We start from the raw sequence: 26,360 nt of genomic DNA, 5'->3' as shown, positions 1-26,360 counted from the left end.
TTGTTGTTTTCACGTTTTAGACAGGATCACTATGCCGGCTTCATTCGTTCACCTACGCCTGCACACTGAATACTCCCTGGTCGACGGTCTGGTGCGAATCAAACCGCTGGTCAAGACCCTGGTCGGCATGAACATGCCTGCCGTGGCGGTCACCGATCAGAACAACATGTGTTCCCTGGTCAAATTCTATAAAAACGCCATGGGTGCCGGGATCAAGCCGATCTGCGGCGCCGACCTGTGGCTGTCGAACAAGGACCCGGATAACCCGCTTAGCCGGATCAGCCTGCTGGTGATGAATGCCGAGGGTTACCGCAATCTCACCGAATTGATTTCCCGCGGTTTCATCGACGGCCAGCGCAATGGCGCGATCATCATTGAGCGCGAATGGGTGGCCGAAGCCAACGAAGGCTTGATCATGCTGTCGGCGGCGAAAGAAGGCGAAATCGGCCAGGCCATGATCAGTGGCAATCCCGACGAAGCCGAAACCCTGGCGCGTGAGTGGATGGCGGTGTTTCCGGACCGCTTCTACCTGGAAATCCAGCGTACCAACCGCCCTAATGATGAAGAGCAACTGCACGGCGCGGTGGCCCTGGCCGAGAAGATCGGTGCGCCGCTGGTCGCGACCAACGATGTGCGCTTCATCAAGCAGGAAGACTTCGCCGCCCACGAAACCCGCGTGTGCATCGGTGAGGGGCGCGCCCTCGACGATCCGCGGCGTTCGAAGAATTACAGCGATCAGCAGTACCTCAAAAGCGCCGAGGAAATGGCGGAACTGTTCAGCGACATTCCTGAAGCGCTGGAAAACACCGTCGAGATCGCCAAGCGCTGCAACATCGAAGTGAAGCTGGGCACGCACTTCCTGCCCAACTTCCCGATCCCCGATGGCATGACCATCGATGAGTATTTCCGCAAGGTTTCGTTCGAGGGCCTGGAAGAACGTCTTTCCGTTCTGCTGCCCAAAGACACCACTGAAGACTACGAAGCCAAGCGTCAGGTCTATGTCGACCGGTTGAATTTCGAACTGGATATCATCATCCAGATGGGCTTCCCCGGTTACTTCCTGATCGTGATGGACTTCATCCAGTGGGCCAAGAACAACGGCGTGCCGGTGGGGCCAGGGCGGGGGTCGGGTGCCGGGTCGCTGGTGGCCTATGTGCAGAAGATCACCGACCTTGATCCGTTGGAATACGACCTGCTGTTCGAACGTTTCCTTAACCCGGAACGGGTTTCCATGCCCGACTTCGACGTTGACTTCTGCATGGACGGTCGCGACCGGGTCATCGACTACGTGGCCGAGAAATACGGCCGCAACGCGGTCAGCCAGATCATCACCTTCGGTTCCATGGCGGCCAAGGCTGTGGTGCGGGACGTGGCGCGGGTACAAGGCAAGTCCTATGGCCTGGCGGATCGACTGTCGAAGATGATTCCGTTCGAAGTCGGCATGACCCTGGAAAAGGCCTACGAACAGGAAGAAATCCTGCGTGACTTCATCAAGGTGGATGAAGAAGCCGCGGAAATCTGGGAAATGGCCCGCAAACTTGAAGGCGTTGTGCGTAACGTCGGCAAGCACGCCGGTGGTGTGGTGATCGCGCCGACCAAACTGACCGACTTCTCGCCGATCTATTGCGACGAAGCCGGTGACGGCCTGGTAACCCAGTTCGACAAGGACGACGTCGAAGCGGCCGGCCTGGTGAAGTTCGACTTCCTCGGTCTGCGGACCCTGACGATCATCGACTGGGCGCTGAAAACGATCAACCGCGACCGCGCCAAGGTCAACGAACCGCCGCTCGACATCGCGTTCATCCCGCTGGATGACAAACCGACTTATACCCTGCTGCAGAAAGCCGAAACCACGGCGGTGTTCCAGCTCGAATCCCGCGGCATGAAAGAGCTGATCAAAAAGCTCAAGCCCGACTGCCTGGAAGACTTGATCGCACTGGTGGCACTGTTCCGTCCCGGCCCGCTGCAATCGGGCATGGTGGACGACTTCATCAACCGTAAGCACGGTCGCGCCGAACTGGCGTACCCGCACTCGGACTACCAGTACGAAGGCCTCAAGCCCGTATTGGCGCCGACCTACGGCATCATCCTGTATCAGGAACAGGTGATGCAGATTGCCCAGGTCATGGCTGGCTATACCCTCGGCGGTGCGGACATGCTGCGTCGGGCCATGGGTAAGAAAAAACCCGAGGAAATGGCCAAGCAGCGCGGCGGTTTCATTGAGGGTTGCGCCACCAACAACATCGATGCCGACCTGGCCGGTAACATTTTCGACCTGGTGGAGAAATTCGCCGGTTACGGCTTCAACAAATCCCACTCCGCTGCCTACGGCCTGGTGTCGTACCAGACCGCGTGGCTGAAAGCGCACTACCCGGCGCCGTTCATGGCGGCAGTACTCTCGGCGGATATGCACAACACCGACAAGGTCGTGACCTTGATCGAAGAAGTGCGCACCATGAAGCTGCGCCTCGACGCGCCGGACGTGAACACCTCGGAGTTCAAGTTCACGGTAAACGACGAAGGCCGGATCATTTATGGTCTGGGTGCGATCAAGGGGGTGGGCGAGGGGCCGGTCGAGGCAATCACCGAGGCGCGTCTGGACGGTCCGTTCAAGGATTTGTTCGATTTCTGCGCCCGGGTCGACCTCAAGCGTATCAACAAGCGGACCCTCGACGGCTTGATCCGTAGTGGTGCGCTGGATCGTCTGGGGCCGTATTTCCACGACGAGCCGAAGGCGTATCAAGCCAACATCGACCGCAACCGCGCGGTGTTGCTGACCGCGATGGAAGAGGCGATCAAGGCGGCCGAGCAAACTGCCCGGACCCACGACAGTGGCCATGCGGACCTGTTTGGCGGTCTGTTCGTTGAAGAAGACGCCGACGTCTACGCCAATCACCGCAAGGCCAAGGAGCTGACCCTCAAGGAACGGCTCAAAGGCGAGAAAGACACCCTGGGCCTGTACCTGACCGGGCACCCGATTGACGAATACGAAGGTGAAATCCGTCGTTTCGCCCGTCAACGCATCATCGACCTGAAGCCGGCGCGTGATACCCAGACCGTTGCCGGCATGATCATCGCCCTGCGGGTGATGAAGAACAAAAAGGGCGACAAGATGGGGTTCATCACCCTCGACGACCGCTCCGGACGGATCGAAGCGTCGCTGTTTGCCGATGCGTTCCATTCCGCGCAATCGCTGTTGCAGACCGATGCGATGGTGGTGGTCGAAGGTGAAGTCAGCAACGACGACTTCTCCGGTGGCCTGCGGTTGCGGGTCAAGCGGGTGATGAGCATGGAAGACGCGCGCACCAACCTGGCCGAGAGCCTGCGCCTGAAGTTGCATGCCAAGGACCTCAAAGGCGATCAGCTACGCTGGCTGGGTGAACTGTTGAAGCGCCACCGCGGTGCGTGCCCGATCACCATGGACTACACCAGTCCCGATGCGAAGGCCCTGCTGCAGTTCGGCGAAGGCTGGCGAATCGATCCGGCGGATGCGTTGATTCAAGCCCTGCGTGACCAGTTCGGGCGAGACAACGTCTTCCTCCAATACCGTTGACGGTGAGGTGGCATTACGCTTCCTTTATCGTGACCAAATTTTTTTAATCTCGACCTGAACGCGCCTCTCCCTTAAGGTAGGGCGCGAATAGACAACCGGCCGGCCCAAGCTCTCTTGGACGTCGACCCAAGACGGACGCCTATGAACCCGAATTTTCTAGATTTCGAACAGCCGATCGCCGACCTGCAAGCCAAGATCGAAGAGTTGCGCTTGGTCGGTAATGACAATTCGCTGAATATCGGCGATGAGATCTCCCGCCTGCAGGACAAAAGCAGCACGCTGACCGAAGACATCTTCGGCAAGCTGACCAGCTGGCAGATCGCGCGCCTGGCGCGTCATCCGAAACGTCCGTACACCCTGGACTACATCGAACACATCTTCACCGAGTTCGATGAGTTGCACGGCGACCGCCACTTCTCCGACGACGCTGCCATCGTGGGCGGTATCGCTCGTCTGGATGACCAGCCTGTGATGGTGATCGGTCACCAGAAAGGCCGTGAAGTTCGCGAGAAGGTTCGCCGCAACTTCGGTATGCCGCGTCCGGAAGGCTACCGCAAGGCCTGCCGTCTGATGGAAATGGCCGAACGCTTCAAAATGCCGATCCTGACCTTCATCGACACCCCGGGTGCCTACCCTGGCATCGACGCTGAAGAGCGTAACCAGAGCGAAGCGATTGCCTGGAACCTGCGCGTCATGGCTCGCCTGAAAACCCCGATCATCGCCACTGTGATCGGTGAAGGTGGTTCCGGCGGTGCGCTGGCGATCGGCGTTTGCGATCAGCTGAACATGCTGCAGTACTCGACCTACGCGGTGATCTCGCCGGAAGGTTGCGCTTCGATTCTGTGGAAAACCGCGGAGAAAGCACCGGACGCCGCTGAAGCCATGGGCATCACCGCCGAGCGCCTCAAAGGCCTGGGCATCGTGGACAAGGTGATCAGCGAGCCGCTGGGCGGCGCGCACCGTGATCCGGCCGCTGCGGCTGCCTCGATTCGTGCCGAGTTGAGCTCGCAACTGGCGATGCTCAAGAAGCTCGACCACAAGGCACTGCTGGACCGTCGTTACGAGCGTCTGATGAGCTACGGTCTCTGATCTGACCGGGCTACGATGCAAAACCCTGTGGGAGCGAGCCTGCTCGCGAAAGCTGTATAACAGCCAACAAATTTGTTGAATGTTAAATGGAATTCGCGAGCAGGCTCGCTCCCACATTGGTTCTATGTGAAGCGACCGATCTATGAATGCTTCGAAATTTGATCTGCCAGCCAGGCTTCTCCCGAATCTCGCTCCGTGGCGCAATGCCAAAACCTGGCGCATCGCCTTCTCCGGTGGCCTCGATTCCACTGTCCTGCTGCACCTTCTCGCACACCTCGCGAAAACCGAATCCCTGCCTGCGCTAAGCGCTATCCATGTGCATCACGGCCTTCAGGCTGCGGCAGACGCATGGCCGGAGCATTGCCGATCGGTGTGTGAGGGGCTGGGTGTGCCGCTGCAGGTCGTTCGGGTTCAGGTTCAATCCGGTGCCAGCCTTGAACGCGCGGCCCGGGACGCGCGTTATGCCGCGTTCACCGAAGTGACCCAGGCCAAAGAAGTACTGCTGACTGCCCAGCATCGTGACGATCAGGCAGAAACCCTGCTGTTTCGCCTGTTGCGTGGGGCGGGGGTGAGGGGGTTGTCGGGAATGCCGAGCCTGCGTCCGCTGGGTCGGGGGCATTTGCTGCGGCCACTGCTCGATATCACCCGTGCGGAGCTTGAGGCCTACGCGGCGGAGCATCAACTGAGCTGGATCGAGGATCCTTCCAACCAGGATCGACAGTTCTCGCGCAACTACCTGCGGCATCAGGTTTTCCCTGTGATGAGTGCACGTTGGCCCCAAGCGGTGGCGACCATGGCCCGCAGTGCTGCGCACATGAGCGAAGCGCAGGGATTGCTCGATGAGCTGGCACAAATTGATTTGAGCCAGGCGAGAACGACCAGCGAGTTCGATTGGCTGGGGTTGCCCTCGCTTGAATTGTCGTCCCTGGAAAAGCTTTCGCTCGCACGTCAACGCAATGCACTCAGCCACTGGCTCGAACCACTGACACGACTGCCGGACAGCGACCATTGGTCGGGTTGGGAAGATTTGCGTGATGCCACCGGCGATGCGCGGCCGATCTGGCGGCTGGCGGAGGGCGAATTGCATCGGGCGGGCGGACGGATCTGGTGGTTGTCCGGTAGCTGGTTGCGCGGTTCGCCCCCGGTTGCCGCATGGCCCGAGCCCTCGCTGCCGTTGGCGTTGCCCGGCAATGGCGTGCTCACGCTCAGCGGGCAAATCCCCGATGGCCCTTTGCAGATCCGCTATCGTGAAGGGGGAGAGGTGATGGAGTTGCCGGGTCGAGGGCATCGCGACTTGAAACGTTTGCTCAACGAACGTGGGGTGCCGCCGTTCGTGCGCGGCAGATTGCCGCTGTTGTTCAAGGGCGGGCAATTGCTGGCGGTGGCGAGCCTGCCCGGGCTGGATGGCAGTGCGGCGGGTGGCTGGAATTTGCATTGGCGGCCAATGGGCGAAGATCAAGGTTTGAGCTGAAAGGGGCTTTCCGGTAGACTACGCTCCCTTCTTGATACAACTTCTGTGGATTCGCCTGAATTGCAGGAGTTGCCGATTACCAAGCAGTCTTTGCTGGGCGATTCCAAAAAATGTGTAGCGAGCAACGTACCGGTGTTTCATCTTCCGGTCTGTCCCAACGCGGCGGTTTTTTTGAAAGGTGCACTGTGATTAATGCAGGTGATCGGGGGCTTCGGCCTTCCTTCGCTTTCCCCGGCGGCTCGGACCGCTTTAACGCAGACTTCTAGGGTTTTTCATGACGCGCTACATATTCGTCACGGGCGGTGTTGTTTCTTCATTGGGGAAAGGCATTGCATCGGCATCATTGGCGGCCATCCTGGAGGCGCGGGGACTTAAGGTCACCATGCTGAAGCTGGATCCGTACATCAACGTCGACCCGGGCACCATGAGCCCGTTCCAGCACGGTGAAGTGTTCGTCACCCACGACGGCGCCGAGACCGACCTGGACCTGGGCCACTACGAGCGGTTCATCCGCACGACCATGACCCAGAACAACAACTTCACCACCGGCCGTGTCTACGAGCACGTGCTGCGCAAAGAGCGCCGTGGCGATTACCTGGGCGCCACCATTCAGGTGATCCCGCACATCACCGACGAAATCAAGCGCCGCATCATCAAGGGCGCCGGCGATGCCGACGTGGCCATGGTCGAGATCGGTGGCACCGTGGGTGACATCGAGTCGCAGCCGTTCCTCGAAGCCATCCGTCAACTGCGTTTCGAAGTCGGTGCCAAGCGCGCGATGCTGATGCACCTGACGCTGGTGCCGTACATCGCCACCGCCGGCGAAACCAAAACCAAGCCAACCCAGCACTCGGTCAAGGAGCTGCGCTCCATCGGCCTGCAACCTGACGTGCTGGTGTGCCGCTCCGATCACCCGATCGACATTTCTTCGCGTCGCAAGATCGCGCAATTCACCAACGTTGAAGAGCGTGCGGTCATCGGCCTGGAAGACGCCGACACCATCTACAAGATCCCGGGCATCCTGCACGCCCAGGGTCTGGACGATTTCGTCGTCGAGCGTTTCGGCCTGCAATGTGGCGGTGCCGATCTGTCCGAATGGGAAAAGGTCGTCGATGCCAAGCTCAACCCTGAGCACGAAGTCACCATCGCCATGGTCGGCAAGTACATGGAGCTGCTGGACGCCTACAAGTCGCTGATCGAAGCGATGAGTCACGCCGGCATCAGCAACCGTACCAAGGTCAACCTGCGCTACATCGATTCCGAAGACATCGAGAACCAGGGCACCGCGCTGCTGGAAGGCGTCGATGCGATCCTGGTCCCTGGCGGCTTCGGTCTGCGTGGCGTGGAAGGCAAGATCACCGCCGTTCAATACGCTCGCGAAAACAAGGTTCCATACCTGGGTATCTGCCTGGGCATGCAAGTGGCCGTGATCGAGTTCGCTCGTAACGTCATGGGCTGGAAAGACGCCAACTCCACCGAGTTCGATCGTGCAAGCGGTCACCCGGTCGTGGGTCTGATCACCGAGTGGGAAGATGCCACCGGTGCCGTCGAAATCCGTACCGAAGCGTCCGACCTGGGCGGCACCATGCGCCTTGGCGCTCAGGAATGCCTGCTCGAAGCCGGCTCCAAGGTGCACGATTGCTACGGCAAGGACGTCATTGTCGAGCGTCACCGCCATCGCTACGAAGTGAACAACAACCTGCTGCCGCAAATCATGGAGGCCGGCCTGAAAATCTCCGGCCGTTCCGGTGATGGCGCGCTGGTCGAAGTGGTAGAAGCGCAGGATCACCCTTGGTTCGTGGCTTGCCAGTTCCACCCGGAGTTCACCTCGACGCCACGCGACGGTCACCCGTTGTTCAGCGGTTTCGTTAAAGCAGCTTTGGCTCAACACCAGAAGAAGGCTTGAACCTTATGGCGCAGAAGATCATCCGTGTAGGCGATATCGAGATTGCCAACGACAAGCCTATGGTGCTGTTCGGTGGCATGAACGTGCTGGAAAGCCGCGACATGGCGATGCAGGTCTGCGAAGAGTACGTGAAGGTTACCCAGAAACTGGGTATCCCTTACGTGTTCAAGGCCAGTTTCGACAAGGCCAACCGCTCCTCCGTGACCTCTTACCGTGGCCCTGGCCTGGAAGAGGGCATGCGGATTTTCCAGGACATCAAGCAAGCTTTCGGCGTGCCGATCATCACCGACGTTCACGAGCCTGACCAGGCTGCGGTCGTCGCTGAAGTCTGCGACATCATTCAGCTGCCGGCCTTCCTGTCGCGCCAGACCGACCTGGTGGTCGCGATGGCAAAGACCGGTGCGGTGATCAACATCAAGAAAGCCCAGTTCCTCGCGCCTCAGGAAATGAAACACATCCTGAACAAGTGTGTGGAAGCGGGTAACGATCAGTTGATCCTCTGCGAGCGTGGTTCGAGCTTCGGCTATAACAACCTGGTCGTCGACATGCTCGGTTTCGGGATCATGAAGCAGTTCGAATACCCGGTGTTCTTCGACGTGACCCACGCCCTGCAAATGCCGGGCGGTCGCGCTGATTCCGCTGGCGGTCGTCGCGCCCAGGTCCTCGATCTGGCGAAAGCCGGCATGAGCCAGTCCCTGGCCGGCCTGTTCCTCGAGGCCCATCCGGACCCGGACAACGCCAAATGCGACGGCCCTTGCGCCTTGCGTCTGGACAAACTGGAGCCATTCCTGGCCCAGCTCAAAGCTCTGGACGAACTGGTGAAGAGTTTTCCGACGGTAGAAACCGCGTAATCCTCATTTCTCCGGTAAAGTACCGCACGATTAAACGCTCAGGCCCTCGGGCTTGAGCCTTATCGTCCGCAAGTCTGCCCGCTGCAACTCACTTGCCGGCGATACAAGATTTCCTCTAGCTGCGTCGTTTTCGTCAACTTTGGAGTGTTTACAACAATGGCTAAAATCGTCGACATCAAAGGTCGTGAAGTTCTCGACTCCCGTGGCAATCCCACCGTGGAAGCGGACGTGCTTCTCGATAACGGCATCATCGGCAGTGCCTGCGCGCCGTCCGGTGCTTCCACTGGCTCGCGTGAAGCGCTCGAGCTGCGTGATGGCGACAAGAGCCGTTACCTGGGCAAGGGTGTACTCAAAGCCGTTGCCAACATCAACGGTCCGATCCGCGACCTGTTGAAAGGTACAGATCCAAGCGACCAGAAAGCGCTCGATCTGGCGATGATCAAGCTGGACGGTACTGAAAACAAAGGTTCCCTGGGCGCCAACGCCATCCTCGCCGTTTCCCTGGCCGCGGCCAAGGCAGCAGCACAGGACCAGGACCTGCCGCTGTACGCGCACATCGCCAACTTGAACGGTACCCCGGGTGTTTACTCGATGCCGGTTCCGATGATGAACATCATCAACGGTGGCGAGCACGCCGATAACAACGTCGACATCCAGGAGTTCATGGTTCAGCCGGTTGGCGCCAAGTCTTTCTCGGAAGGCCTGCGCATGGGCACCGAGATTTTCCATCACCTCAAAGCCGTACTGAAGGCCCGTGGCCTGAGCACTGCCGTGGGGGACGAAGGCGGTTTCGCGCCAAACCTGGCGTCCAACGAAGATGCACTGAAAGTGATCTCCGAAGCCGTGGCCAACGCCGGTTACAAGCTGGGCACCGACGTGACCCTGGCCCTGGACTGCGCAGCCAGCGAATTCTACGAAGACGGCAAGTACAACCTGTCCGGCGAAGGTCAGGTGTTCACCGCTGAAGGTTTCGCCGATTACCTCAAAGGCCTGACCGAGCGTTACCCGATCATCTCCATCGAAGATGGCCTGGACGAATCCGACTGGGCTGGCTGGAAAATCCTCACCGACAAGATCGGCGAGAAGACCCAACTGGTAGGCGACGACCTGTTCGTAACCAACACCAAGATCCTGAAAGAAGGCATCGACAAAAAGATCGCCAACTCGATCCTGATCAAGTTCAACCAGATCGGCACCCTGACCGAAACCCTGGAAGCCATCCAGATGGCCAAGGCCGCCGGTTACACCGCCGTGATCTCGCACCGCTCCGGCGAAACCGAAGATTCGACCATTGCCGACCTGGCTGTGGGCACCTCGGCTGGCCAGATCAAGACCGGTTCGCTGTGCCGCTCCGACCGCGTTTCCAAGTACAACCAACTGCTGCGTATCGAAGAGCAGTTGAACGGCAAAGCCAAGTACAACGGCCGTGGTGAATTCCGCGGCTAATGGAAAAAGACACCGGATTGTGTCGGAAAAATCGCAGCAGCGACGTTTTTGCCACTAATCTGATGCCTTATCAGCACAAGCCTGGTTCTTCCAGGCTTCGTGCTATCAGTAGCTTCATGTTTTGGTATGGCTGTCTTTTTTCACTGGATACCTGATATTCGATGCGCAGTCCCAATTGGTTGTTCCTCGTCTTGCTATTGCTGCTGGCTGGCCTGCAGTACCGCCTGTGGGTGGGCAATGGCAGTCTGGCGCAAGTGGCCGAGCTGACTCAGCAGATCGCGGATCAGCAGGCTGAGAACCAGACATTGCTGGAGCGCAATCGGGTGATGGACGCTGAAGTCAGTGAGTTGAAAAAGGGCATGGAGACCGTTGAAGAGCGGGCTCGCCATGAGTTGGGCATGGTCAAGGACGGTGAAACCCTTTACCAGTTGGCCCAATGAACCTCGATCTGCCGGCCTTCTGGGCCGTGATTCCTGCCGCGGGCGTCGGAGCCCGAATGGCCGCGGACCGTCCCAAGCAGTACTTGCAACTGGGCGGGCGCACTATTCTCGAACACAGCCTTGGCTGTTTCCTTGATCATCCTTGCCTCAAGGGCGTGGTGGTCAGTCTTGCTGTTGATGATCCTTACTGGCCGAACCTGGCCTGTGCCAGCGATCCACGGATTACCCGGGTCGACGGCGGTGCCGAGCGTTCCGGGTCGGTACTCAACGCATTGCTGCATCTGCATGCACAAGGTGCCGGCGATGAAGATTGGGTATTGGTACACGATGCCGCGCGACCGAACCTCGGTCGCGACGATCTGGATAATTTGCTGGCTGAACTGGCGGACGATCCGGTGGGCGGGCTGCTGGCGGTCCCTGCACGGGATACGCTCAAACGGGTCGACAAACGCGGTCGTGTCGTCGAAACCGTCGACCGCAGTGTGATCTGGCAAGCCTATACGCCACAGATGTTTCGCCTCGGTGCCTTGCATCGGGCACTGGCGGACAGTCTGGTGGCGGATGCAGTCATTACTGATGAAGCATCGGCCATGGAATGGGCGGGTATGGCTCCACGCTTGATTGAAGGTCGAGCGGATAACCTCAAGGTCACTCGCCCAGAAGATCTTGAATGGTTGCGTCAGCGTTGGACTAACCGCCGCTAACTGCAGTGGTGTCTGTCAGATTGCTTTTGCGAGCAGGCTCGCTCCCACATTCGACCGCAGTCCAATGTGGGAGCGAGCCCGCTCGCGAAGGCGCTGGACCAGACAGCCGACATTTTGCGAATACACCGGCAAACTTCTAACACCGGTACTCCGGCCGCTCAGCCAACCCCTCCTTCAGATAATCCACCAGTTTGCGCACCTTCGGCGACAAATGCCGTTGCTGTGGATACAGCGCCCAAACGGCTGTATTCGGCGGTTGATGCGCTTCGAGCAGCGAAATCAGCGCGCCGCTTTTCAGATGTTCGAGCACGTAATAGTCCGGCAATTGGCATAGCCCGACACCCTGCAGCGCTGCGTCCAGCACCGCTTGCCCGCTGTTGCAGCGCCAGTTTCCCTGGACCCGTTGCGAAAATTCCCGCCCGTTCTGTTCCAGTTGCCACAGATCCGAACTGCCGATAAGGCAGTTATGACGGCTCAATTCCGACAAACTGTGTGGGCGCCCATAACGTTCCAAGTAGGACGGTGATGCGCACAGGAACATGCGTCGGGGTGCCAGGCGGGTAGCAACCAGTCGCGAATCCTGCAAACGCCCCAGACGGATCGCCAGGTCAAGGCCTTCATGCACCAGGTCGAGTTGGCGATTGCTCAGTTCAATGTCGATCCGCAGTTGTGGATAAAGCCCCATGAAACGCGTCACCAGCGGCACGATGAAGCGTTCGCCATAGGCAACGGCACAGGTCATGCGCAGCATGCCCTTGGGTTCGCTGGTCAGGTCGCCCACTGCTCGTAGCGCTTCTTCGCGGCCATCCTGCAAGCGTTGGCAATGTTGCAGGAAAGTTTGCCCGGCCTCGGTCAGGGTGACCCGGCGGGTACTGCGATAAAGCAGGCGGGTTTGCAGGCGCTCTTCGAGGCGTACAATTTGTCGACTGATGTGCGAGGAAGAAACCCCCAGGCGCTCGGCTGCCGCCGTGAACTGACTGCATTCGGCGACGGCCACGAATTCGTCGATACCTTCCCAGCGGTTTTCCGACATCTAGGATTATCCCTGTGTAGCAATAATGTTTTGCTTTTGTCCGGATTATTCACCGTAATGGGCTGTATTACACTCCTTGTCTCGATTTTATTCACTGGAGAATTACCATGATCAAGTCACGCGCCGCCGTTGCCTTCGAGGCCAAGAAACCTCTGGAGATCGTTGAAGTCGATGTCGCCATGCCCAAGGCCGGTGAAGTGTTGCTGCGCGTGGTGGCCTCCGGTGTCTGCCATACCGATGCCTACACCCTGTCCGGCGCTGACCCGGAAGGCATCTTCCCGTCGATCCTCGGTCACGAAGGTGGTGCGATTGTCGAGGCGATCGGCGAGGGTGTGACGTCCGTCGCGGTGGGCGACCACGTGATTCCGCTGTATACCCCGGAATGCCGTCAGTGCAAATTCTGCCTGTCGGGCAAAACCAACCTGTGCCAGGCCATTCGCGCGACCCAAGGCAAGGGTTTGATGCCGGATGGCACTTCGCGTTTTTCCTACAAGGGCGAAACGATTTTCCACTACATGGGTACTTCGACATTCTCCGAGTACACCGTGCTGCCAGAAATTTCCGTGGCCAAAATTGCCAAGGAAGCACCACTGGAAAAAGTCTGTCTGCTGGGCTGCGGTGTCACCACCGGCATCGGTGCCGTACTCAACACTGCCAAGGTGAAACCCGGTGATACCGTGGCCATTTTCGGCCTCGGCGGTATCGGTCTGTCGGCAGTCATTGGCGCCATCAAAGCCAAGGCTGCACGTATCATTGCGATCGACATTAACCCGGCCAAATTCGAGATTGCCAGGCAGCTGGGTGCAACCGATTGCGTAAACCCGAAAGACTTCGACCGTCCGATCCAGGAAGTCATCGTCGACATGACCGATGGCGGCGTCGACTTTTCCTTCGAGTGCATCGGCAACGTTCAGTTGATGCGTGCCGCGCTTGAGTGCTGCCACAAGGGTTGGGGCGAGTCGGTGATCATCGGAGTGGCCGGCGCCGGCCAGGAAATTTCTACCCGTCCGTTCCAGTTGGTCACCGGTCGCGTCTGGCGCGGTTCGGCGTTCGGTGGCGTGCGCGGCCGTACCGAGTTGCCAAGCTACGTGGAAATGGCTGAAACCGGCGAAATCCCGCTGGATACGTTCATCACCCACACCATGGGCCTGGAAGATATCAACAAGGCGTTCGACCTGATGCATGAAGGGAAAAGCATCCGTTCCGTCATTCATTTCTAAGAGCAGCGACAAGCTGCAAGCTACAAGCCGCAAGAGCGTGCGCTTCTGCCTCCTCTTGCAGCTTGAAGCTTAAGGCTTGAAGCTGGGAGCATTCCCATGAGTTTGGAAAATATCTCCTGCCAGAAAAGCTTTGGCGGTTGGCACAAGCGTTATCGCCATCGCTCGGAAGTACTCGGCTGTGACATGGTGTTTGCGGTGTACCTGCCGCCGCAAGCGGAGCAGGGTGGCAAGCTGCCGGTGCTGTACTGGTTGTCCGGCCTGACCTGCACTGATGAAAACTTCATGCAGAAGGCCGGCGCGATGCGCATGGCCGCCGAACTGGGGCTGATCATCGTCGCGCCGGACACCAGTCCGCGCGGTGCCGATGTGCCGGGTGATCCGGACGGTGCCTGGGACTTCGGCCTCGGTGCCGGGTTTTACCTGAATGCTACCCAGGAACCCTGGTCGCGCCATTATCGGATGCATGACTATGTCGTGCAGGAATTGCCGGCATTGGTCGAAGCCCATTTTCCGGCATCGGACAAGCGCGGCATCAGCGGCCATTCCATGGGAGGCCATGGTGCGTTGGTCTGTGCCTTGCGCAATCCGGGGCGTTATCTGTCGGTGTCGGCGTTCTCGCCGATCAACAATCCGATGGACTGCCCCTGGGGACAAAAAGCCTTTTCCCGGTATTTGGGCGAGGACCGCTCAAAATGGCGTGAATGGGATGCCTGTGCGTTGATCGCCGAGGCGGATGAAAAGCTGCCGCTACTGGTCGATCAGGGAGATCGCGATGATTTCCTTGCCACCCAGCTCAAGCCTGAAGCCTTGCAGCAGGCGACCAAACAGGCGGGGCATCCACTGACGTTGCGCCTGCAGCCTGGCTATGACCACAGCTATTTCTTCATCGCCAGTTTCATCGAAGATCACTTGCGGCATCACGCGCATGCTTTGGTGTGAGACAGGACACTAGCTGACCAATAGCAGGTAGAATCACGCCCTGACAAAAATCGGGGCGTTTTTTTATGCGTATTGGCCACGGCTATGATGTGCACCGTTTCGCTGAAGGCGATTTCATTACTCTGGGCGGCGTGCGTATTGCACACGGCTTCGGGCTGCTCGCTCACTCCGACGGTGACGTCCTGCTGCACGCCTTGAGCGATGCCTTGCTCGGCGCTGCCGCGCTGGGTGATATCGGCAAGCACTTCCCGGACACCGACCCGCAATTCAAGGGCGCCGACAGCCGTGTGCTGTTGCGTCATGTCGTCGCACTGATCCACGCCAAGGGCTGGAAGGTCGGCAACGTCGATAACACCATCGTCGCCCAGGCGCCGAAAATGGCCCCGCATATCGAATCGATGCGTGCGCTGATTGCCGCGGATCTTCAAGTTGAGTTGGATCAAGTGAACGTAAAAGCTACCACCACCGAAAAGCTCGGCTTTGTCGGGCGCGAAGAAGGTATTGCCGTGCACTCCGTTGCCTTGTTGCTGCGCGCATGAACGAAGCGCAATTGCTCGGCCCGCGGGCCTATGGTGACGCCCTCGGCACTGCGGTATTGAAAGCCATTGCGGAAGATTTCCAGGTCGACGAAGTCCTGGATATTCCTTTGAGCGGCGACGGCGAACACCTGTGGATCTGGGTGGAAAAACGTGGTCTGAATACCGAAGAAGCGGCACGGCGGATTGCCAAGGCCGCTGGCGTCCCGCTGCGCACCGTCAGTTATGCCGGGCTCAAGGATCGTCAGGCGCTGACACGTCAGTGGTTCAGCGTGCAGCTGCCGGGTAAGGCTGATCCGGACCTGTCGGCGGCAGAAAACGACACACTGAAAATCCTCAAGACCAGCCGGCACAAGCGCAAGCTGCAACGCGGTGCGCATTCAGCCAATGGCTTCACCTTGCGGCTGACGCAGTTCTGCGGCGACAAGGCGGCCATCGAAGAACGCCTGCAACTGATCGCCAAACAAGGCATCCCCAACTATTTCGGCGCCCAGCGCTTCGGGCATGACGGCGGCAACGTGGTCGACGCCCGTGCCTGGGCTGCGCGCAAGGCCTTGCCGGAGCAGCGCAACGTTCGTTCACGCCTGCTTTCGACCGCTCGCAGTTTTCTGTTCAATCAGGTACTGGCCGCACGTGTCGCCGATGGCAGCTGGCAACGCGCCCAGGTCGGTGATCTGCTGGCGTTCACCGATAGCCGCAGCTTCTTTTCGGCCGGCGAAGCCGAGTGCAGCGACCCGCGCCTGGCGATTCTCGATCTGCACCCGACGGGTCCGCAGTGGGGCGAAGGTGACTCGCCGGCCACGGGCGCTGTCCATGAGTTGGAGCAGGCAATCGCCGCGCGCGAAGCGGACCTTCGCGATTGGTTGATTAACGCCGGTATGAGCCACGAACGTCGCATCCTGCGGCTGCCCATTGCCGGGTTGACGTGGCATTATCCCGAGCCTGACATTCTGCAACTGGAATTCGTCCTGCCGGCCGGATGCTTCGCTACCGTATTGGTGCGCGAGCTTGTTGATCTGGTGCCGGTGGGGCAGACGGACAGCCCATGCGTATTCTGATTTCTAACGACGATGGGGTAACCGCACCCGGTCTCGCCGCGCTTTATGCTGCGCTGGCGGATTACACCGAATGCGTGGTTATCGCCCCGGACCAGGACAAAAGCGGCGCCAGCAGTTCGCTGACGCTCGACCGTCCGTTGCACCCGCAGACGCTGGCCAATGGCTTTATCAGCGTCAACGGCACCCCGACCGATTGTGTGCACCTGGGCCTCAACGGCCTGCTGGAACGCGAGGCGGACATGGTGGTTTCCGGGATCAACCTGGGCGCCAACCTGGGGGACGATGTCCTGTATTCCGGAACCGTGGCGGCGGCGCTTGAAGGACGCTTCCTGACGCGTCCCGCATTTGCCTTTTCGTTGGTCTCGCGGCAGGTCGATAACCTTCCCACGGCTGCTTACTTTGCGCGCAAACTGGTCGAGGCCCATGCGGATCTCGAACTGCCACCGCGTACGGTACTGAACGTGAACATTCCCAATTTGCCGCTGGAACACATCCGTGGGATCCAGTTGACTCGCCTGGGTCATCGCGCCCGCGCAGCCGCACCGATGAAAGTGGTCGATCCGCGTGGCAAGTCCGGATACTGGATTGCCGCCGCGGGGGACGCTGAAGACGGCGGCCCGGGGACCGATTTCCACGCGGTGATGCAGGGTTATGTTTCCATCACTCCACTGCAACTGGATCGCACCTTCAATGATGCCTTCAGAAGTCTCGATGGCTGGCTGGAGGGGCTGCGCTAATGTCTCGTGAACAAGACGATATGCTGCGTCGCGGCATCGGCATGACTTCGCAACGGACGCGCGAGCGCCTCATTCAGCGCTTATATGAAGAAGGGGTGTCCAACGCCAAGGTGCTGGAAGTCATCCGTCGTACACCACGTCACCTGTTCGTCGATGAAGCGCTGGCGCACCGTGCCTATGAGGACACGGCGCTGCCGATCGGACATAACCAGACCATCTCCCAGCCTTATATGGTGGCTCGCATGAGCGAGTTGCTGCTGGAGGCAGGGCCTCTGGATAAGGTGATGGAGATCGGGACAGGTTCGGGCTACCAGACCGCGGTCCTGTCGCAACTGGTTGAGCGAGTATTTTCCGTCGAGCGCATCAAGGTGTTGCAGGACCGGGCCAAGGAACGCCTGGTGGAGTTGAACCTGCGCAACGTGGTGTTTCGCTGGGGCGATGGTTGGGAGGGATGGCCGGCACTGGCACCGTACAACGGCATTATCGTGACGGCGGTCGCGACCGATGTACCTCAGGCGTTGCTCGATCAATTGGCACCCGGTGGGCGTCTGGTGATCCCGGTCGGGTCCGGTGAAGTACAACAATTGATGTTGATCATTCGCGAGGAACATGGGTTTTCCAGGCGTGTTCTGGGGTCGGTTCGTTTCGTCCCGCTGCTCAATGGGCCACTGGCCTGAGCATTTATTTCAACGCGCTGAATTCTCTTCGATGGCCTTTGTCTTACAGCGGCGTCGATTGGTTAAACGGGTTGTTTTGTCAGGCAGCAAACGTGTGCGCGATGCCATTTCGCTACATTAAGGGTAAAGAGTGCACGGCCCGTTATACTTGCGACATTTCATGCCGGAACGCGGCAAATCACATTTTCAGCCACCACAAAGGGAGCGGCGGGTGAGTCTCACAGTCATTGCGCAGCGTATGGGTAAAACGAGCTTTCAGCGCCTGGTGACTGGCCTTGTCATGAGCACCTTGCTGGTCGGTTGTTCCAGCAACAAATCCAGCGATGTTCGCGTCGTCGATCGCAACAATGCCGTCGCCCAGCGTCCGGCAGTGACGACGGGGCAGTACGTCGTGCGCCCCAAGGACACTTTGTTCTCGATCGCCTTTCGCTACGGTTGGGACTACAAGGCCCTCGCGGCACGCAACAACATTCCTGCGCCCTACACGATCCGTCCGGGCCAGACGATTCGCTTCGATGGCCGCAGTGGTTCAACGCCGACAGCGGTGGTCAGTTCGTCCAATTCCACGCCGTCGTCCTCAAGTAAAACCACGGTGTTCCGTCGCCCGGTCGACGGTGCCACTTCGACCACGCCGGTGGTTGTACCGTCCGTCGCCAACAAGCCGGCACCCGCTCCACTGCCTTCCCCGGGTCCGGCCCCGACCGGCTGGGGATGGCCATCTAATGGCATTTTGATTGGCAAATTCTCTTCAAACGGTAGTTTGAATAAAGGAATTGATATCGCCGGAGATTTGGGACAGCCTGTTTTAGCTGCGTCTGATGGGACGGTGGTATACGCCGGGAGTGGCTTAAGGGGCTACGGCGAATTAGTCATCATCAAACACAGTGAAACCTACGTCAGTGCCTACGGACATAACCGCAGGCTGTTGGTTCGGGAGGGGCAGCAGGTCAAGGTCGGACAGACAATTGCCGAAATGGGGTCAACGGGTACGGACCGGGTGAAACTGCATTTTGAGATTCGCCGCCAAGGTAAACCTGTAGATCCGCTGCAATTCCTGCCACGTCGTTGATTGCTACCAGCCTGTTCCGTCACGTAGAGGGGACAGGCTCCAGCGTTGCCAAGGATAAAGGCGCCGCTCGAGCTTGAGGTCGAACTCACCAAAGGACTATAACAATGGCTCTCAGTAAAGAAGTGCCGGAGTTTGACATCGACGATGAGGTTCTCCTGATGGAGACCGGCATCGATTCGGATTCGATGTCGAATGATGAAGGGGCGGCTCCACCTTCCGTTCGTGCCAAATCCAGACACTCCGCTTCGTTAAAGCAACACAAGTACATTGACTACACGCGGGCACTCGATGCCACGCAGCTGTACCTCAATGAAATCGGCTTTTCCCCTCTATTGTCCCCCGAAGAAGAAGTTCATTTTGCGCGCCTGTCGCAAAGTGGTGATCCGGCCGGGCGCAAACGCATGATTGAAAGTAACCTGCGACTGGTGGTGAAAATCGCCCGGCGTTACGTCAATCGTGGCTTGTCGCTGCTCGATCTGATCGAAGAGGGCAACCTCGGCTTGATCCGGGCGGTGGAGAAGTTCGACCCCGAGCGCGGATTCCGCTTTTCGACCTACGCAACCTGGTGGATTCGTCAGACCATCGAGCGCGCGATCATGAATCAGACCCGGACCATCCGGTTGCCGATCCATGTGGTCAAGGAGCTCAACGTGTACCTGCGGGCCGCACGGGAGTTGACGCAAAAACTCGACCATGAACCCTCACCCGAAGAAATTGCCAACCTGCTGGAAAAACCGGTGGGAGAGGTCAAGCGCATGCTGGGCCTGAACGAGCGGGTTTCTTCGGTCGATGTCTCGCTAGGTCCGGATTCGGATAAAACCCTGCTGGACACCCTTACCGACGATCGCCCTACCGATCCATGCGAACTGTTGCAGGATGACGACCTGTCCCAGAGCATCGATCAGTGGCTCTCGGAGTTGACCGACAAGCAACGTGAGGTGGTTGTACGGCGCTTCGGTCTGCGCGGCCATGAGAGCAGTACCCTCGAAGACGTAGGCCTGGAAATCGGCCTGACCCGGGAACGGGTCAGACAGATTCAGGTTGAAGGCCTGAAGCGTCTTCGGGAGATCCTGGAGAAAAACGGTCTGTCGAGCGAGTCGTTGTTTCAGTAACAGGCTCGTGTAACACGCAACAAAAAGCCCCGACTTGTTCGGGGCTTTTTGTTGTCTGGAGGCCGGCTCACGCTCGCCTGTTTCATTACCTCGGGTTTGTTGTCTTGCGTTGTAAGTCTTCGCTTACTCTTTCGTAAGTGTTCGTTATTTTTACACAGTGGCAGTCCGCCATATTTCGCCTGCAGCGGTTTTATCTGACTGATTCATAGGCTTATTTTAGTTGGTTAACAGCATATGACAGCCAATTACAGCGTCCGGAGCCGATTGCTCCTGGCTACGAACCCTCTAGTATTCGGGTTGTGTCAACGGACAGACACGCCCTTCAAGGACGAGGGGAAAGGACATCGCAGGAAGCGATTCATCAGGACGATGAAAAGGAATACAGGGAATAGGGAAAAAATGTGGGCGGGTCAAACCGCCCCTTTTTTTTGCCCGTAGAAAAACAAAAAGGCCCTTGTGGGGCCTTTTTCGGGAACGCGTGGGTAATCAGCGTTCGAGGTGTTCGATCTTGCCAGGCTTGCCATCCCATTCTGCGGAATCAGGCAATGGATCCTTGCGCTCGGTGATGTTCGGCCAGACCTCGGCCAACTCCAGGTTCAGCGCAATGAAGTTTTCCATGCCGGCAGGGACTTCATCTTCGGAGAAGATAGCCACGGCAGGGCATTCAGGTTCGCACAATGCGCAGTCGATGCACTCATCCGGGTGAATCACCAGGAAGTTCGGGCCTTCGTAAAAGCAGTCCACCGGACAGACTTCTACGCAGTCGGTGTACTTGCACTTGATGCAGTTGTCGGTGACGACGAAGGTCATTTCTAATTTTCTCCTCAGGCGCGGCTTGCTGCGCCCCTTCACGTAGGGGTCGCAAGGTTCGGGAGCGATAGTCTGCAGGCCAGGCTAAAAGCCTGCAGCATCCCAAACCGCGCGAGATTCTAACAGCTTGCAAGCCTATGCGTTAGATCCGTGTCTTTAGTGTATAGAGCATTTCGAGCGCACGACGCGGCGTCATGTCGTCCAGATCCAGCTTGGCCAGTTCATCCAGTACCGGATGTGGCAGGCTGGCAAACATATCGCTTTGCTGCGGCACGACCGGTTTGCCTTTGACAGGTTTGGGCGCTTCATGGGGCAGGGCGGTGTCTTCCAGTCGGCTCAAATGCTCACGGGCGCGCACGATCACTTCACTTGGCACGCCGGCCAGTTGCGCCACCGCCAGGCCGTAGCTCTGGCTGGCAGGCCCCGGCAGTACATGGTGCAGGAACACGATACGCTCGTTGTGCTCGGTGGCATTGAGGTGCACGTTGGCCACCAGCGGTTGGGCTTCCGGCAGGACCGTCAGCTCGAAGTAGTGGGTGGCGAACAGGGTGTAGGCTCGCAAGTGCGCCAGTCGCTCCGCCGCCGCCCAAGCCAGGGACAAACCGTCGAAAGTGCTGGTGCCGCGTCCGACCTCGTCCATCAGCACCAGGCTGCGCTCGGTGGCGTTGTGCAAGATGTTGGCTGTTTCGCTCATTTCGACCATGAAGGTCGAGCGCCCGCCTGCCAGGTCATCGCTGGAGCCGATCCGGGTGAAGATCCGGTCGACCAGGGACAATTCACAGCTGGCCGCCGGGACGAAGCTGCCGATATGCGCCAGTAGCACGATCAACGCGGTCTGACGCATGTAGGTGGATTTACCGCCCATGTTCGGACCGGTGATGACCAGCATGCGTGTGTTGTCATCGAGGCTCAGGTCGTTGGCCACGAACGGCGTGGTCAGTACTTGCTCAACCACGGGGTGGCGGCCCTGGCTGATACGCATGCACGGCTCGCTGACGAAGCGCGGGCAGTTCAAGTCGAGGTTCAGCGCGCGCTCGGCCAGGTTGCTGAGCACGTCCAGCTCGGCCAATGCCCCCGCGGTGTCCTGCAGCGGCGGCAGTTGTGCGATCAGGTCTTCGAGCAGCGCTTCGTAAAGCATCTTCTCCCGGGCCAGGGCGCGGCTCTTGGCCGACAGCGCCTTGTCTTCGAAGGCCTTGAGTTCCGGCGTGATAAAACGCTCGGCGCCCTTGAGGGTCTGACGGCGGATGTAATCGGCGGGCGCTGATTCGGCTTGCTTGCTCGGCAACTCGATGAAGTAGCCGTGGATGCGGTTGTAGCCGACCTTCAGGTGTGACAGACCGGTGCGGGCCTTTTCCCGGGCTTCGAGGTCGATCAGGAACTGCCCGGCGTTTTCGCTGAGCGACTGCAACTCGTCGAGTTCGCTGTCGTAACCGGTCTTCAACACGCCGCCGTCGCGGATGACCGCCGGCGGGTTGTCGATGATGGCTTTTTCCAGTAGCGCGGCCAGTTCCGGGTAGGTGCTGGTGATGGTTGCCAGTTGTTGCAGGTGCGGGGCTTCGAGCTCGGTCATCGCCACTTGCAGCTCAGGCAGGGCACCGAGAGCATCGCGCAGGCGGGCGAGATCCCGAGGACGGGCGTTGCGCAGGCCGATCCGCGCGAGAATCCGCTCGATGTCGCCGATTTCCTTGAGTTGCGGTTGCAGCTTTTCGAAACGGTAGGCGTCGAGCAGGCAAGTGATCGACGTCTGGCGGGCCAGCAAAACCGTCAGGTCACGCAGAGGGCGGTTCAGCCAGCGGGTCAGCAATCGGCTGCCCATGGCGGTCTGGCAACGGTCGACCACCGATTGCAGGGTGTTGTCACGACCCCCGGCCAGGTTGGTATCCAGCTCCAGGTTGCGACGGCTCGCGCCGTCCAGCACCACGGTGTCGTCCAGGCGTTCATGGCGCAGGCTGCGCAAGTGCGGCAGGGCGGTGCGCTGGGTTTCTTTCGCGTAGGCCAGCAGGCAACCGGCGGCGCCGATGGCCAGGGTCAGGTTCTCGCAACCGAAACCTTTCAGGTCCTGGGTAGAGAATTGCTGGCACAGACTTTTCAGCGCCGAATCGCGCTCGAAATCCCACGGCGCACGGCGACGGACCCCACGACGCTTCTCCGCCGGCAGATCCTTCGGCCAGTCATCCGGGATCAGCAATTCCACCGGATTGACCCGCTCCAGTTCCGCCAGCAGGTTTTCCCAGCCCTTGATTTCCAGCACGCTGAAGTTGCCACTGGTGATGTCCAGCACCGCCAGGCCGAACAGGCGCTCATCACCCAGCACGGCTGCGATCAGGTTGTCGCGACGCTCATCCAGCAGCGCCTCGTCACTCACCGTTCCCGGCGTGATGATCCGCACCACCTGACGCTCCACCGGCCCTTTACTGGTCGCCGGATCGCCAACCTGCTCACAGATCACCACCGATTCGCCGAGCTTCACCAGTTTCGCCAGATAACCTTCGGCGGCGTGGTAAGGAATCCCGCACATCGGAATCGCCTGGCCGGCTGACTGCCCACGGGCAGTCAGGGTGATGTCCAGCAACTTGGCGGCCTTCTTCGCGTCCTCATAGAAGATCTCGTAGAAGTCGCCCATGCGATAGAACATCAACTGATCTGGGTGCTGGTTCTTCAGGCGCCAGTACTGCTGCATCATTGGCGTGTGGGAGGACAGGTCGGAAACGGCTTTATTCATTTGGGGTCGGAAAACTCGTTGAAAGGTGTGGGGCAAAGGTGGGCATCGGCCCGGCTTTTCCGCGATGGGCGCAAGATTAACATGGGCGGTCTGCCGGACGCAGGCATGAACGCCGCGTGGTTCATTCCTGCCTGTTTATGCATTGGTAATGCAAATCTGCATTTGTCTTCTGCGAAAAGAACAAGCACTATGCGCGTTATGCAAAAACGCAATGTTTCTTCCGTCTTAAGAGCGCTGCTCGATCAGCACGGGATCTCCCCCACGGAGCTTCACCGTCGCACCGGCGTGCCTCAATCCACTCTCTCGCGGATCCTCAGCGGGAAGATCGTCGATCCTTCGGATAAACACATTTCGAAGATCGCCGAGTACTTCGCCGTGAGCACCGACCAGTTGCGCGGCCGCGCGGAAGTCACGCCGGCGGTCAGTGGCGGGCGCGATCAATTGCATTCGGAACTCAAGGACATAAGTCTGTGGGACGACGATACGCCCGTCGATGACGACGAGGTGTCGGTCCCCTTTCTTCGCGAGGTTGAATTGGCTGCGGGATCGGGAAGGTTCGTCATCGAAGAGAGCGAGCGCTCTAGCCTGCGCTTCGGTAAGCGCAGTTTGCGCCATAACGGCGTGCAGTTCGACCAGGCCAAATGCGTGACCGTGCGTGGCAACAGCATGTTGCCGGTGTTGCGCGACGGCGCCACGGTCGGGGTCAATGCCGGCAAATGCGGGATTGGCGACATCATCGATGGCGACCTCTATGCAATCAACCACAATGGCCAGTTACGGGTGAAACAGCTTTATCGTCTGCCTACCGGTATTCGTCTACGCAGCTTCAACCGTGATGAGCATCCGGACGAGGACTACAGCTTCCAGGAAATGCAGGAAGAGCAAATCGTCATCCTCGGTCACGTCTTCTGGTGGGGCATGTACGCCCGCTAACCTCACAACTGTCAGATAAAACCCGCCATCACGCGGGTTTTTTTTCGCCTGTCAAAAGCCGCCAGCGTCTGTGATTACGGATGGTCCATGCGCTTGTGCATTTCTATCGCATAAATAAATGCATTTATGCATTGACTGTATATGCATCCATGCATACTCTTTGTCTCAAGCCGCTCAACAAAGCGGTTCGAAACGAAGCTCTTTAGTTCCACCAAAAAAGGCAGCGATGAACCGGCCTCAACGGTTCAGAGGGTTGGCAACTGGCCCGGGTGTGCAGCGTAAAGCACCAGAAGCAGTTATCCGGCGGGCAGGGGCCGCGGTCGGAGGAACAATCTGAATGGACCCGTACCGCGCCAGTAGCGCCGAAAGGTCGACTTTACTTCTCGCCTTTGGGCGAAGGCGATGGACCGCATTACTGAAAAGCCTGATGCGAGTCGGGCTTTTTGGAATGCCTGCCTTACATCAATCACTCACTCAACAGACAACGTCTGAACCCCACACATCAATCACCCCCAGGAGGCGTGACATGACAAACGAGCAACAAGCGTTGCTGGACATGCCGATCTGGCTCGTCATCGTCCTCGCCCTGGTGGGCGGGGTGTCCGGCGAAATGTGGCGAGCCGACAAGGACGGCGCCCGAGGCTGGTCATTACTGCGCCGGTTGGCGTTGCGCTCCGGCGCCTGCATGGTCTGCGGCGTCTCGGCCATCTTGCTGTTGTACGCCGCTGGCGTGTCGATCTGGGCCGCGGGTGCATTTGGTTGCCTCACGGCGATGGCCGGAGCGGACGTGGCCATCGGACTGTATGAGCGGTGGGCCGCGAAGCGGATCGGGGTATGCGAAGTGCCGCCCCGTGATTCTCGCCCCGACCAACAGTGAATCCTTCGACGCATGAACAGGAAGTTTTTATGCCCACCGTCATCGAAAAACCTTCGCAGCTGTTCACGGCCATTGCCGCGACGTTGCGCAACTCACCACTCGGGCTCAGCGTCGGGAGTCGTGAAGACTTCACCGATGTCGGCGACCAGCCCTGGGTATTGATCACCCTTGAACGTGATGCCGCGGATTGTCGTGCCCGTGATGGACGAATCGCGCACGTGCTGACGGTTTCCTTGCAAGCCGTGGTGCGCCCCGAGTCAGAAAACCCAAGCCTTGCAGCCTGCGATCTGGCCGGTGCGCTCAAGGACCTGGTCATGGATAACCGGTGGGGGCTGCCGGGCGATCAATGTGATCTGCCGACCCGCCTTGACGCCATTCCCTCGTTATTGATCGAGGGCACGCAGGAGTTCCCTGCCTGGACCCTGTCCTTCACCCAAACGCTGTACTTCGGTCCACCGCTGCTGGACGACCCGTTGGGCATCCCGAAATTCGCCCGGACCTGGGAGGTCTCGGACATCGACGACCCGGACCAATACACCGAACTCGAGGGCTGAGCCATGTTTGATGCGCTTATGAGTCTGCAGCTTGGCCCGATCATCGAGCGTCTGGCCGAGATGGAGGCCGAGCTGGAGGACCTGTACCGACGCACTGACAGCATCTGTCGAATCGGCGTGTGCCAGGAGGTCGATGCTGCCGGCAATACGTGCCGGGTCAGCCACGGTGAATTGCTGACGCCGGCCATCCGCTTTTTCAATCCCAGTGCCGGGGCGCAAAGCGAGTCGCGGATCCCCTCCGTGGGTGAGCAATGCCTATTGCTCAACCATGGCGGCGGTGAGGGCAGCGCGCAATCTGTTGCGCTGTTCGGGCTTAACGGTCATCAGTTTCCCCCGCCCTCGACCCAGGCTTCGCTGACGCGTCGCGTCTATCGGGACGGCGCTGAAAGTGGTTACGACGATGCCAGTCATGCCCTGCACTGGAACAACGGCCCGGCGGCGTTCAACGGCAATCGCGAAGCGCTCGAACTGAGCATCGGCCCGGCGCGACTGGCGATGAGCCCCGAGGTTATCGAACTGCAACTAGGCGCGGTCGGCTTGCGACTCGACGCGTCCGGTGTGCACCTGAGCGGCCCGTTGGTGGATCACCAGGGTCGCGTGATCAGCAGCGCATAAAAGAGTTT

General features: G+C 59.2%; 23 protein-coding genes. 20 read left to right on the top strand and 3 right to left on the bottom strand.

Annotated elements, in window-relative coordinates:
- Positions 1-31 precede the first annotated feature (31 nt).
- The 8 genes from dnaE (at position 32) to ispD (ending at position 11,460) form a co-directional block, all read left to right on the top strand.
- The gene (gene dnaE / locus CKW21_RS27900; protein ID WP_095197081.1) at positions 32-3,553 is read left to right on the top strand and encodes a DNA polymerase III subunit alpha; all 3,522 of its coding nucleotides are present in this window, start codon (positions 32-34) and stop codon (positions 3,551-3,553) included.
- A gap of 141 nt (positions 3,554-3,694) precedes the next feature.
- Complete coding sequence (locus CKW21_RS27895) at positions 3,695-4,642, top strand: acetyl-CoA carboxylase carboxyltransferase subunit alpha (protein ID WP_095197080.1); 948 nt, start codon at positions 3,695-3,697, stop codon at positions 4,640-4,642.
- A 142-nt stretch (positions 4,643-4,784) separates the two neighbouring features.
- The gene (tilS, locus tag CKW21_RS27890; protein ID WP_095197079.1) at positions 4,785-6,113 is read left to right on the top strand and encodes a tRNA lysidine(34) synthetase TilS; all 1,329 of its coding nucleotides are present in this window, start codon (positions 4,785-4,787) and stop codon (positions 6,111-6,113) included.
- A 274-nt stretch (positions 6,114-6,387) separates the two neighbouring features.
- A complete protein-coding gene (locus CKW21_RS27885; RefSeq protein ID WP_095197078.1) occupies positions 6,388-8,019 on the top strand; it encodes a CTP synthase in 1,632 nt (543 codons plus the stop codon).
- Positions 8,020-8,024: 5 nt separating this feature from the next.
- Positions 8,025-8,870, top strand: coding sequence for a 3-deoxy-8-phosphooctulonate synthase (gene kdsA / locus CKW21_RS27880; protein ID WP_008019782.1), 846 nt, complete (start codon positions 8,025-8,027; stop codon positions 8,868-8,870).
- Between the two features lie 156 nt (positions 8,871-9,026).
- Entirely contained in the window at positions 9,027-10,316 is a 1,290-nt protein-coding gene (gene eno / locus CKW21_RS27875; RefSeq protein WP_095197077.1) for a phosphopyruvate hydratase, read from the top strand.
- A 161-nt stretch (positions 10,317-10,477) separates the two neighbouring features.
- Positions 10,478-10,756, top strand: a complete 279-nt coding sequence (gene ftsB / locus CKW21_RS27870) for a cell division protein FtsB (protein ID WP_008057335.1) — start codon at positions 10,478-10,480, stop codon at positions 10,754-10,756.
- Positions 10,753-11,460, top strand: coding sequence for a 2-C-methyl-D-erythritol 4-phosphate cytidylyltransferase (ispD, locus tag CKW21_RS27865; RefSeq protein ID WP_095197076.1), 708 nt, complete (start codon positions 10,753-10,755; stop codon positions 11,458-11,460). Before ftsB ends, ispD begins: the two co-directional genes overlap by 4 nt.
- A 136-nt stretch (positions 11,461-11,596) precedes the next feature.
- On the opposite strand, the gene CKW21_RS27860 is transcribed toward ispD, so the two are convergent.
- Positions 11,597-12,493: a LysR substrate-binding domain-containing protein gene (locus tag CKW21_RS27860; RefSeq protein WP_095197075.1), complete on the bottom strand. Its 897-nt coding sequence runs from the start codon at positions 12,491-12,493 to the stop codon at positions 11,597-11,599.
- A gap of 107 nt (positions 12,494-12,600) precedes the next feature.
- Here CKW21_RS27860 and CKW21_RS27855 point away from each other — a divergent pair, with 107 nt between their 5' ends.
- The 8 genes from CKW21_RS27855 to rpoS all read left to right on the top strand — a co-directional run bounded on the left by CKW21_RS27855 (position 12,601) and on the right by rpoS (position 19,841).
- Entirely contained in the window at positions 12,601-13,713 is a 1,113-nt protein-coding gene (locus CKW21_RS27855) for an S-(hydroxymethyl)glutathione dehydrogenase/class III alcohol dehydrogenase (RefSeq protein WP_095197074.1), read from the top strand.
- Between the two features lie 90 nt (positions 13,714-13,803).
- A complete protein-coding gene (gene fghA, locus CKW21_RS27850) occupies positions 13,804-14,652 on the top strand; it encodes an S-formylglutathione hydrolase (RefSeq protein ID WP_170948757.1) in 849 nt (282 codons plus the stop codon).
- Between the two features lie 65 nt (positions 14,653-14,717).
- Complete coding sequence (gene ispF / locus CKW21_RS27845; RefSeq protein WP_007907189.1) at positions 14,718-15,191, top strand: 2-C-methyl-D-erythritol 2,4-cyclodiphosphate synthase; 474 nt, start codon at positions 14,718-14,720, stop codon at positions 15,189-15,191.
- Positions 15,188-16,246 carry a tRNA pseudouridine(13) synthase TruD gene (truD, locus tag CKW21_RS27840; RefSeq protein WP_095197072.1) on the top strand — a complete coding sequence of 353 codons (1,059 nt, stop codon included), beginning with the start codon at positions 15,188-15,190 and terminating at the stop codon, positions 16,244-16,246. The genes ispF and truD overlap by 4 nt, the downstream gene beginning before the upstream one ends.
- A complete protein-coding gene (surE, locus tag CKW21_RS27835; protein ID WP_095197071.1) occupies positions 16,234-16,983 on the top strand; it encodes a 5'/3'-nucleotidase SurE in 750 nt (249 codons plus the stop codon). The genes truD and surE overlap by 13 nt, the downstream gene beginning before the upstream one ends.
- A 41-nt stretch (positions 16,984-17,024) precedes the next feature.
- Positions 17,025-17,660: a protein-L-isoaspartate(D-aspartate) O-methyltransferase gene (locus tag CKW21_RS27830; RefSeq protein ID WP_170948756.1), complete on the top strand. Its 636-nt coding sequence runs from the start codon at positions 17,025-17,027 to the stop codon at positions 17,658-17,660.
- Positions 17,661-17,871: 211 nt separating this feature from the next.
- A complete protein-coding gene (locus tag CKW21_RS27825) occupies positions 17,872-18,729 on the top strand; it encodes a peptidoglycan DD-metalloendopeptidase family protein (RefSeq protein ID WP_095197069.1) in 858 nt (285 codons plus the stop codon).
- A gap of 104 nt (positions 18,730-18,833) precedes the next feature.
- The gene (rpoS, locus tag CKW21_RS27820; RefSeq protein ID WP_095197068.1) at positions 18,834-19,841 is read left to right on the top strand and encodes an RNA polymerase sigma factor RpoS; all 1,008 of its coding nucleotides are present in this window, start codon (positions 18,834-18,836) and stop codon (positions 19,839-19,841) included.
- A 486-nt stretch (positions 19,842-20,327) separates the two neighbouring features.
- Here rpoS and fdxA read toward each other — a convergent pair whose 3' ends face one another.
- Positions 20,328-20,651: a ferredoxin FdxA gene (gene fdxA / locus CKW21_RS27810; RefSeq protein ID WP_095197066.1), complete on the bottom strand. Its 324-nt coding sequence runs from the start codon at positions 20,649-20,651 to the stop codon at positions 20,328-20,330.
- Positions 20,652-20,793: 142 nt separating this feature from the next.
- Positions 20,794-23,373, bottom strand: a complete 2,580-nt coding sequence (mutS, locus tag CKW21_RS27805) for a DNA mismatch repair protein MutS (protein ID WP_095197065.1) — start codon at positions 23,371-23,373, stop codon at positions 20,794-20,796.
- Positions 23,374-23,571: 198 nt separating this feature from the next.
- Between mutS and CKW21_RS27800 the strand changes: the two genes are divergently transcribed.
- The 4 genes from CKW21_RS27800 to CKW21_RS27785 all read left to right on the top strand — a co-directional run bounded on the left by CKW21_RS27800 (position 23,572) and on the right by CKW21_RS27785 (position 26,352).
- On the top strand, positions 23,572-24,306 hold the full coding sequence (locus CKW21_RS27800) for an XRE family transcriptional regulator (protein WP_095197160.1): 735 nt from the start codon (positions 23,572-23,574) through the stop codon (positions 24,304-24,306).
- Between the two features lie 526 nt (positions 24,307-24,832).
- Positions 24,833-25,183, top strand: coding sequence for a phage holin family protein (locus tag CKW21_RS27795; RefSeq protein WP_095197064.1), 351 nt, complete (start codon positions 24,833-24,835; stop codon positions 25,181-25,183).
- A gap of 29 nt (positions 25,184-25,212) precedes the next feature.
- Positions 25,213-25,737 (top strand): hypothetical protein, encoded by a 525-nt coding sequence (locus tag CKW21_RS27790; RefSeq protein WP_095197063.1) that lies wholly within the window; start codon positions 25,213-25,215, stop codon positions 25,735-25,737.
- A gap of 3 nt (positions 25,738-25,740) precedes the next feature.
- Entirely contained in the window at positions 25,741-26,352 is a 612-nt protein-coding gene (locus tag CKW21_RS27785; protein WP_095197062.1) for a phage baseplate assembly protein V, read from the top strand.
- Positions 26,353-26,360: the final 8 nt, after the last annotated feature.

This window comes from Pseudomonas sp. Irchel 3A7 (genome assembly GCF_900187565.1).
Taxonomy (GTDB): Bacteria; Pseudomonadota; Gammaproteobacteria; order Pseudomonadales; family Pseudomonadaceae; genus Aquipseudomonas.
Note: the sequence above shows the minus strand (reverse complement) of the source record. Positions and strands in the feature narration are given on the sequence as shown.

Coding starts and splice junctions, on each gene's coding strand:
- CKW21_RS27830 (WP_170948756.1), top strand. CDS start 17,025: ATGACTTCGCAACGGACGCGCGAGCGCCTCATTCAGCGCTTATATGAA.
- CKW21_RS27855 (WP_095197074.1), top strand. CDS start 12,601: ATGATCAAGTCACGCGCCGCCGTTGCCTTCGAGGCCAAGAAACCTCTG.
- ftsB (WP_008057335.1), top strand. CDS start 10,478: ATGCGCAGTCCCAATTGGTTGTTCCTCGTCTTGCTATTGCTGCTGGCT.
- CKW21_RS27860 (WP_095197075.1), bottom strand. CDS start 12,493: ATGTCGGAAAACCGCTGGGAAGGTATCGACGAATTCGTGGCCGTCGCC.
- tilS (WP_095197079.1), top strand. CDS start 4,785: ATGAATGCTTCGAAATTTGATCTGCCAGCCAGGCTTCTCCCGAATCTC.
- rpoS (WP_095197068.1), top strand. CDS start 18,834: ATGGCTCTCAGTAAAGAAGTGCCGGAGTTTGACATCGACGATGAGGTT.
- kdsA (WP_008019782.1), top strand. CDS start 8,025: ATGGCGCAGAAGATCATCCGTGTAGGCGATATCGAGATTGCCAACGAC.
- CKW21_RS27785 (WP_095197062.1), top strand. CDS start 25,741: ATGTTTGATGCGCTTATGAGTCTGCAGCTTGGCCCGATCATCGAGCGT.
- truD (WP_095197072.1), top strand. CDS start 15,188: ATGAACGAAGCGCAATTGCTCGGCCCGCGGGCCTATGGTGACGCCCTC.
- surE (WP_095197071.1), top strand. CDS start 16,234: ATGCGTATTCTGATTTCTAACGACGATGGGGTAACCGCACCCGGTCTC.
- CKW21_RS27895 (WP_095197080.1), top strand. CDS start 3,695: ATGAACCCGAATTTTCTAGATTTCGAACAGCCGATCGCCGACCTGCAA.
- mutS (WP_095197065.1), bottom strand. CDS start 23,373: ATGAATAAAGCCGTTTCCGACCTGTCCTCCCACACGCCAATGATGCAG.
- eno (WP_095197077.1), top strand. CDS start 9,027: ATGGCTAAAATCGTCGACATCAAAGGTCGTGAAGTTCTCGACTCCCGT.
- fdxA (WP_095197066.1), bottom strand. CDS start 20,651: ATGACCTTCGTCGTCACCGACAACTGCATCAAGTGCAAGTACACCGAC.
- CKW21_RS27800 (WP_095197160.1), top strand. CDS start 23,572: ATGCAAAAACGCAATGTTTCTTCCGTCTTAAGAGCGCTGCTCGATCAG.
- CKW21_RS27790 (WP_095197063.1), top strand. CDS start 25,213: ATGCCCACCGTCATCGAAAAACCTTCGCAGCTGTTCACGGCCATTGCC.
- CKW21_RS27885 (WP_095197078.1), top strand. CDS start 6,388: ATGACGCGCTACATATTCGTCACGGGCGGTGTTGTTTCTTCATTGGGG.
- CKW21_RS27795 (WP_095197064.1), top strand. CDS start 24,833: ATGACAAACGAGCAACAAGCGTTGCTGGACATGCCGATCTGGCTCGTC.
- ispF (WP_007907189.1), top strand. CDS start 14,718: ATGCGTATTGGCCACGGCTATGATGTGCACCGTTTCGCTGAAGGCGAT.
- dnaE (WP_095197081.1), top strand. CDS start 32: ATGCCGGCTTCATTCGTTCACCTACGCCTGCACACTGAATACTCCCTG.
- ispD (WP_095197076.1), top strand. CDS start 10,753: ATGAACCTCGATCTGCCGGCCTTCTGGGCCGTGATTCCTGCCGCGGGC.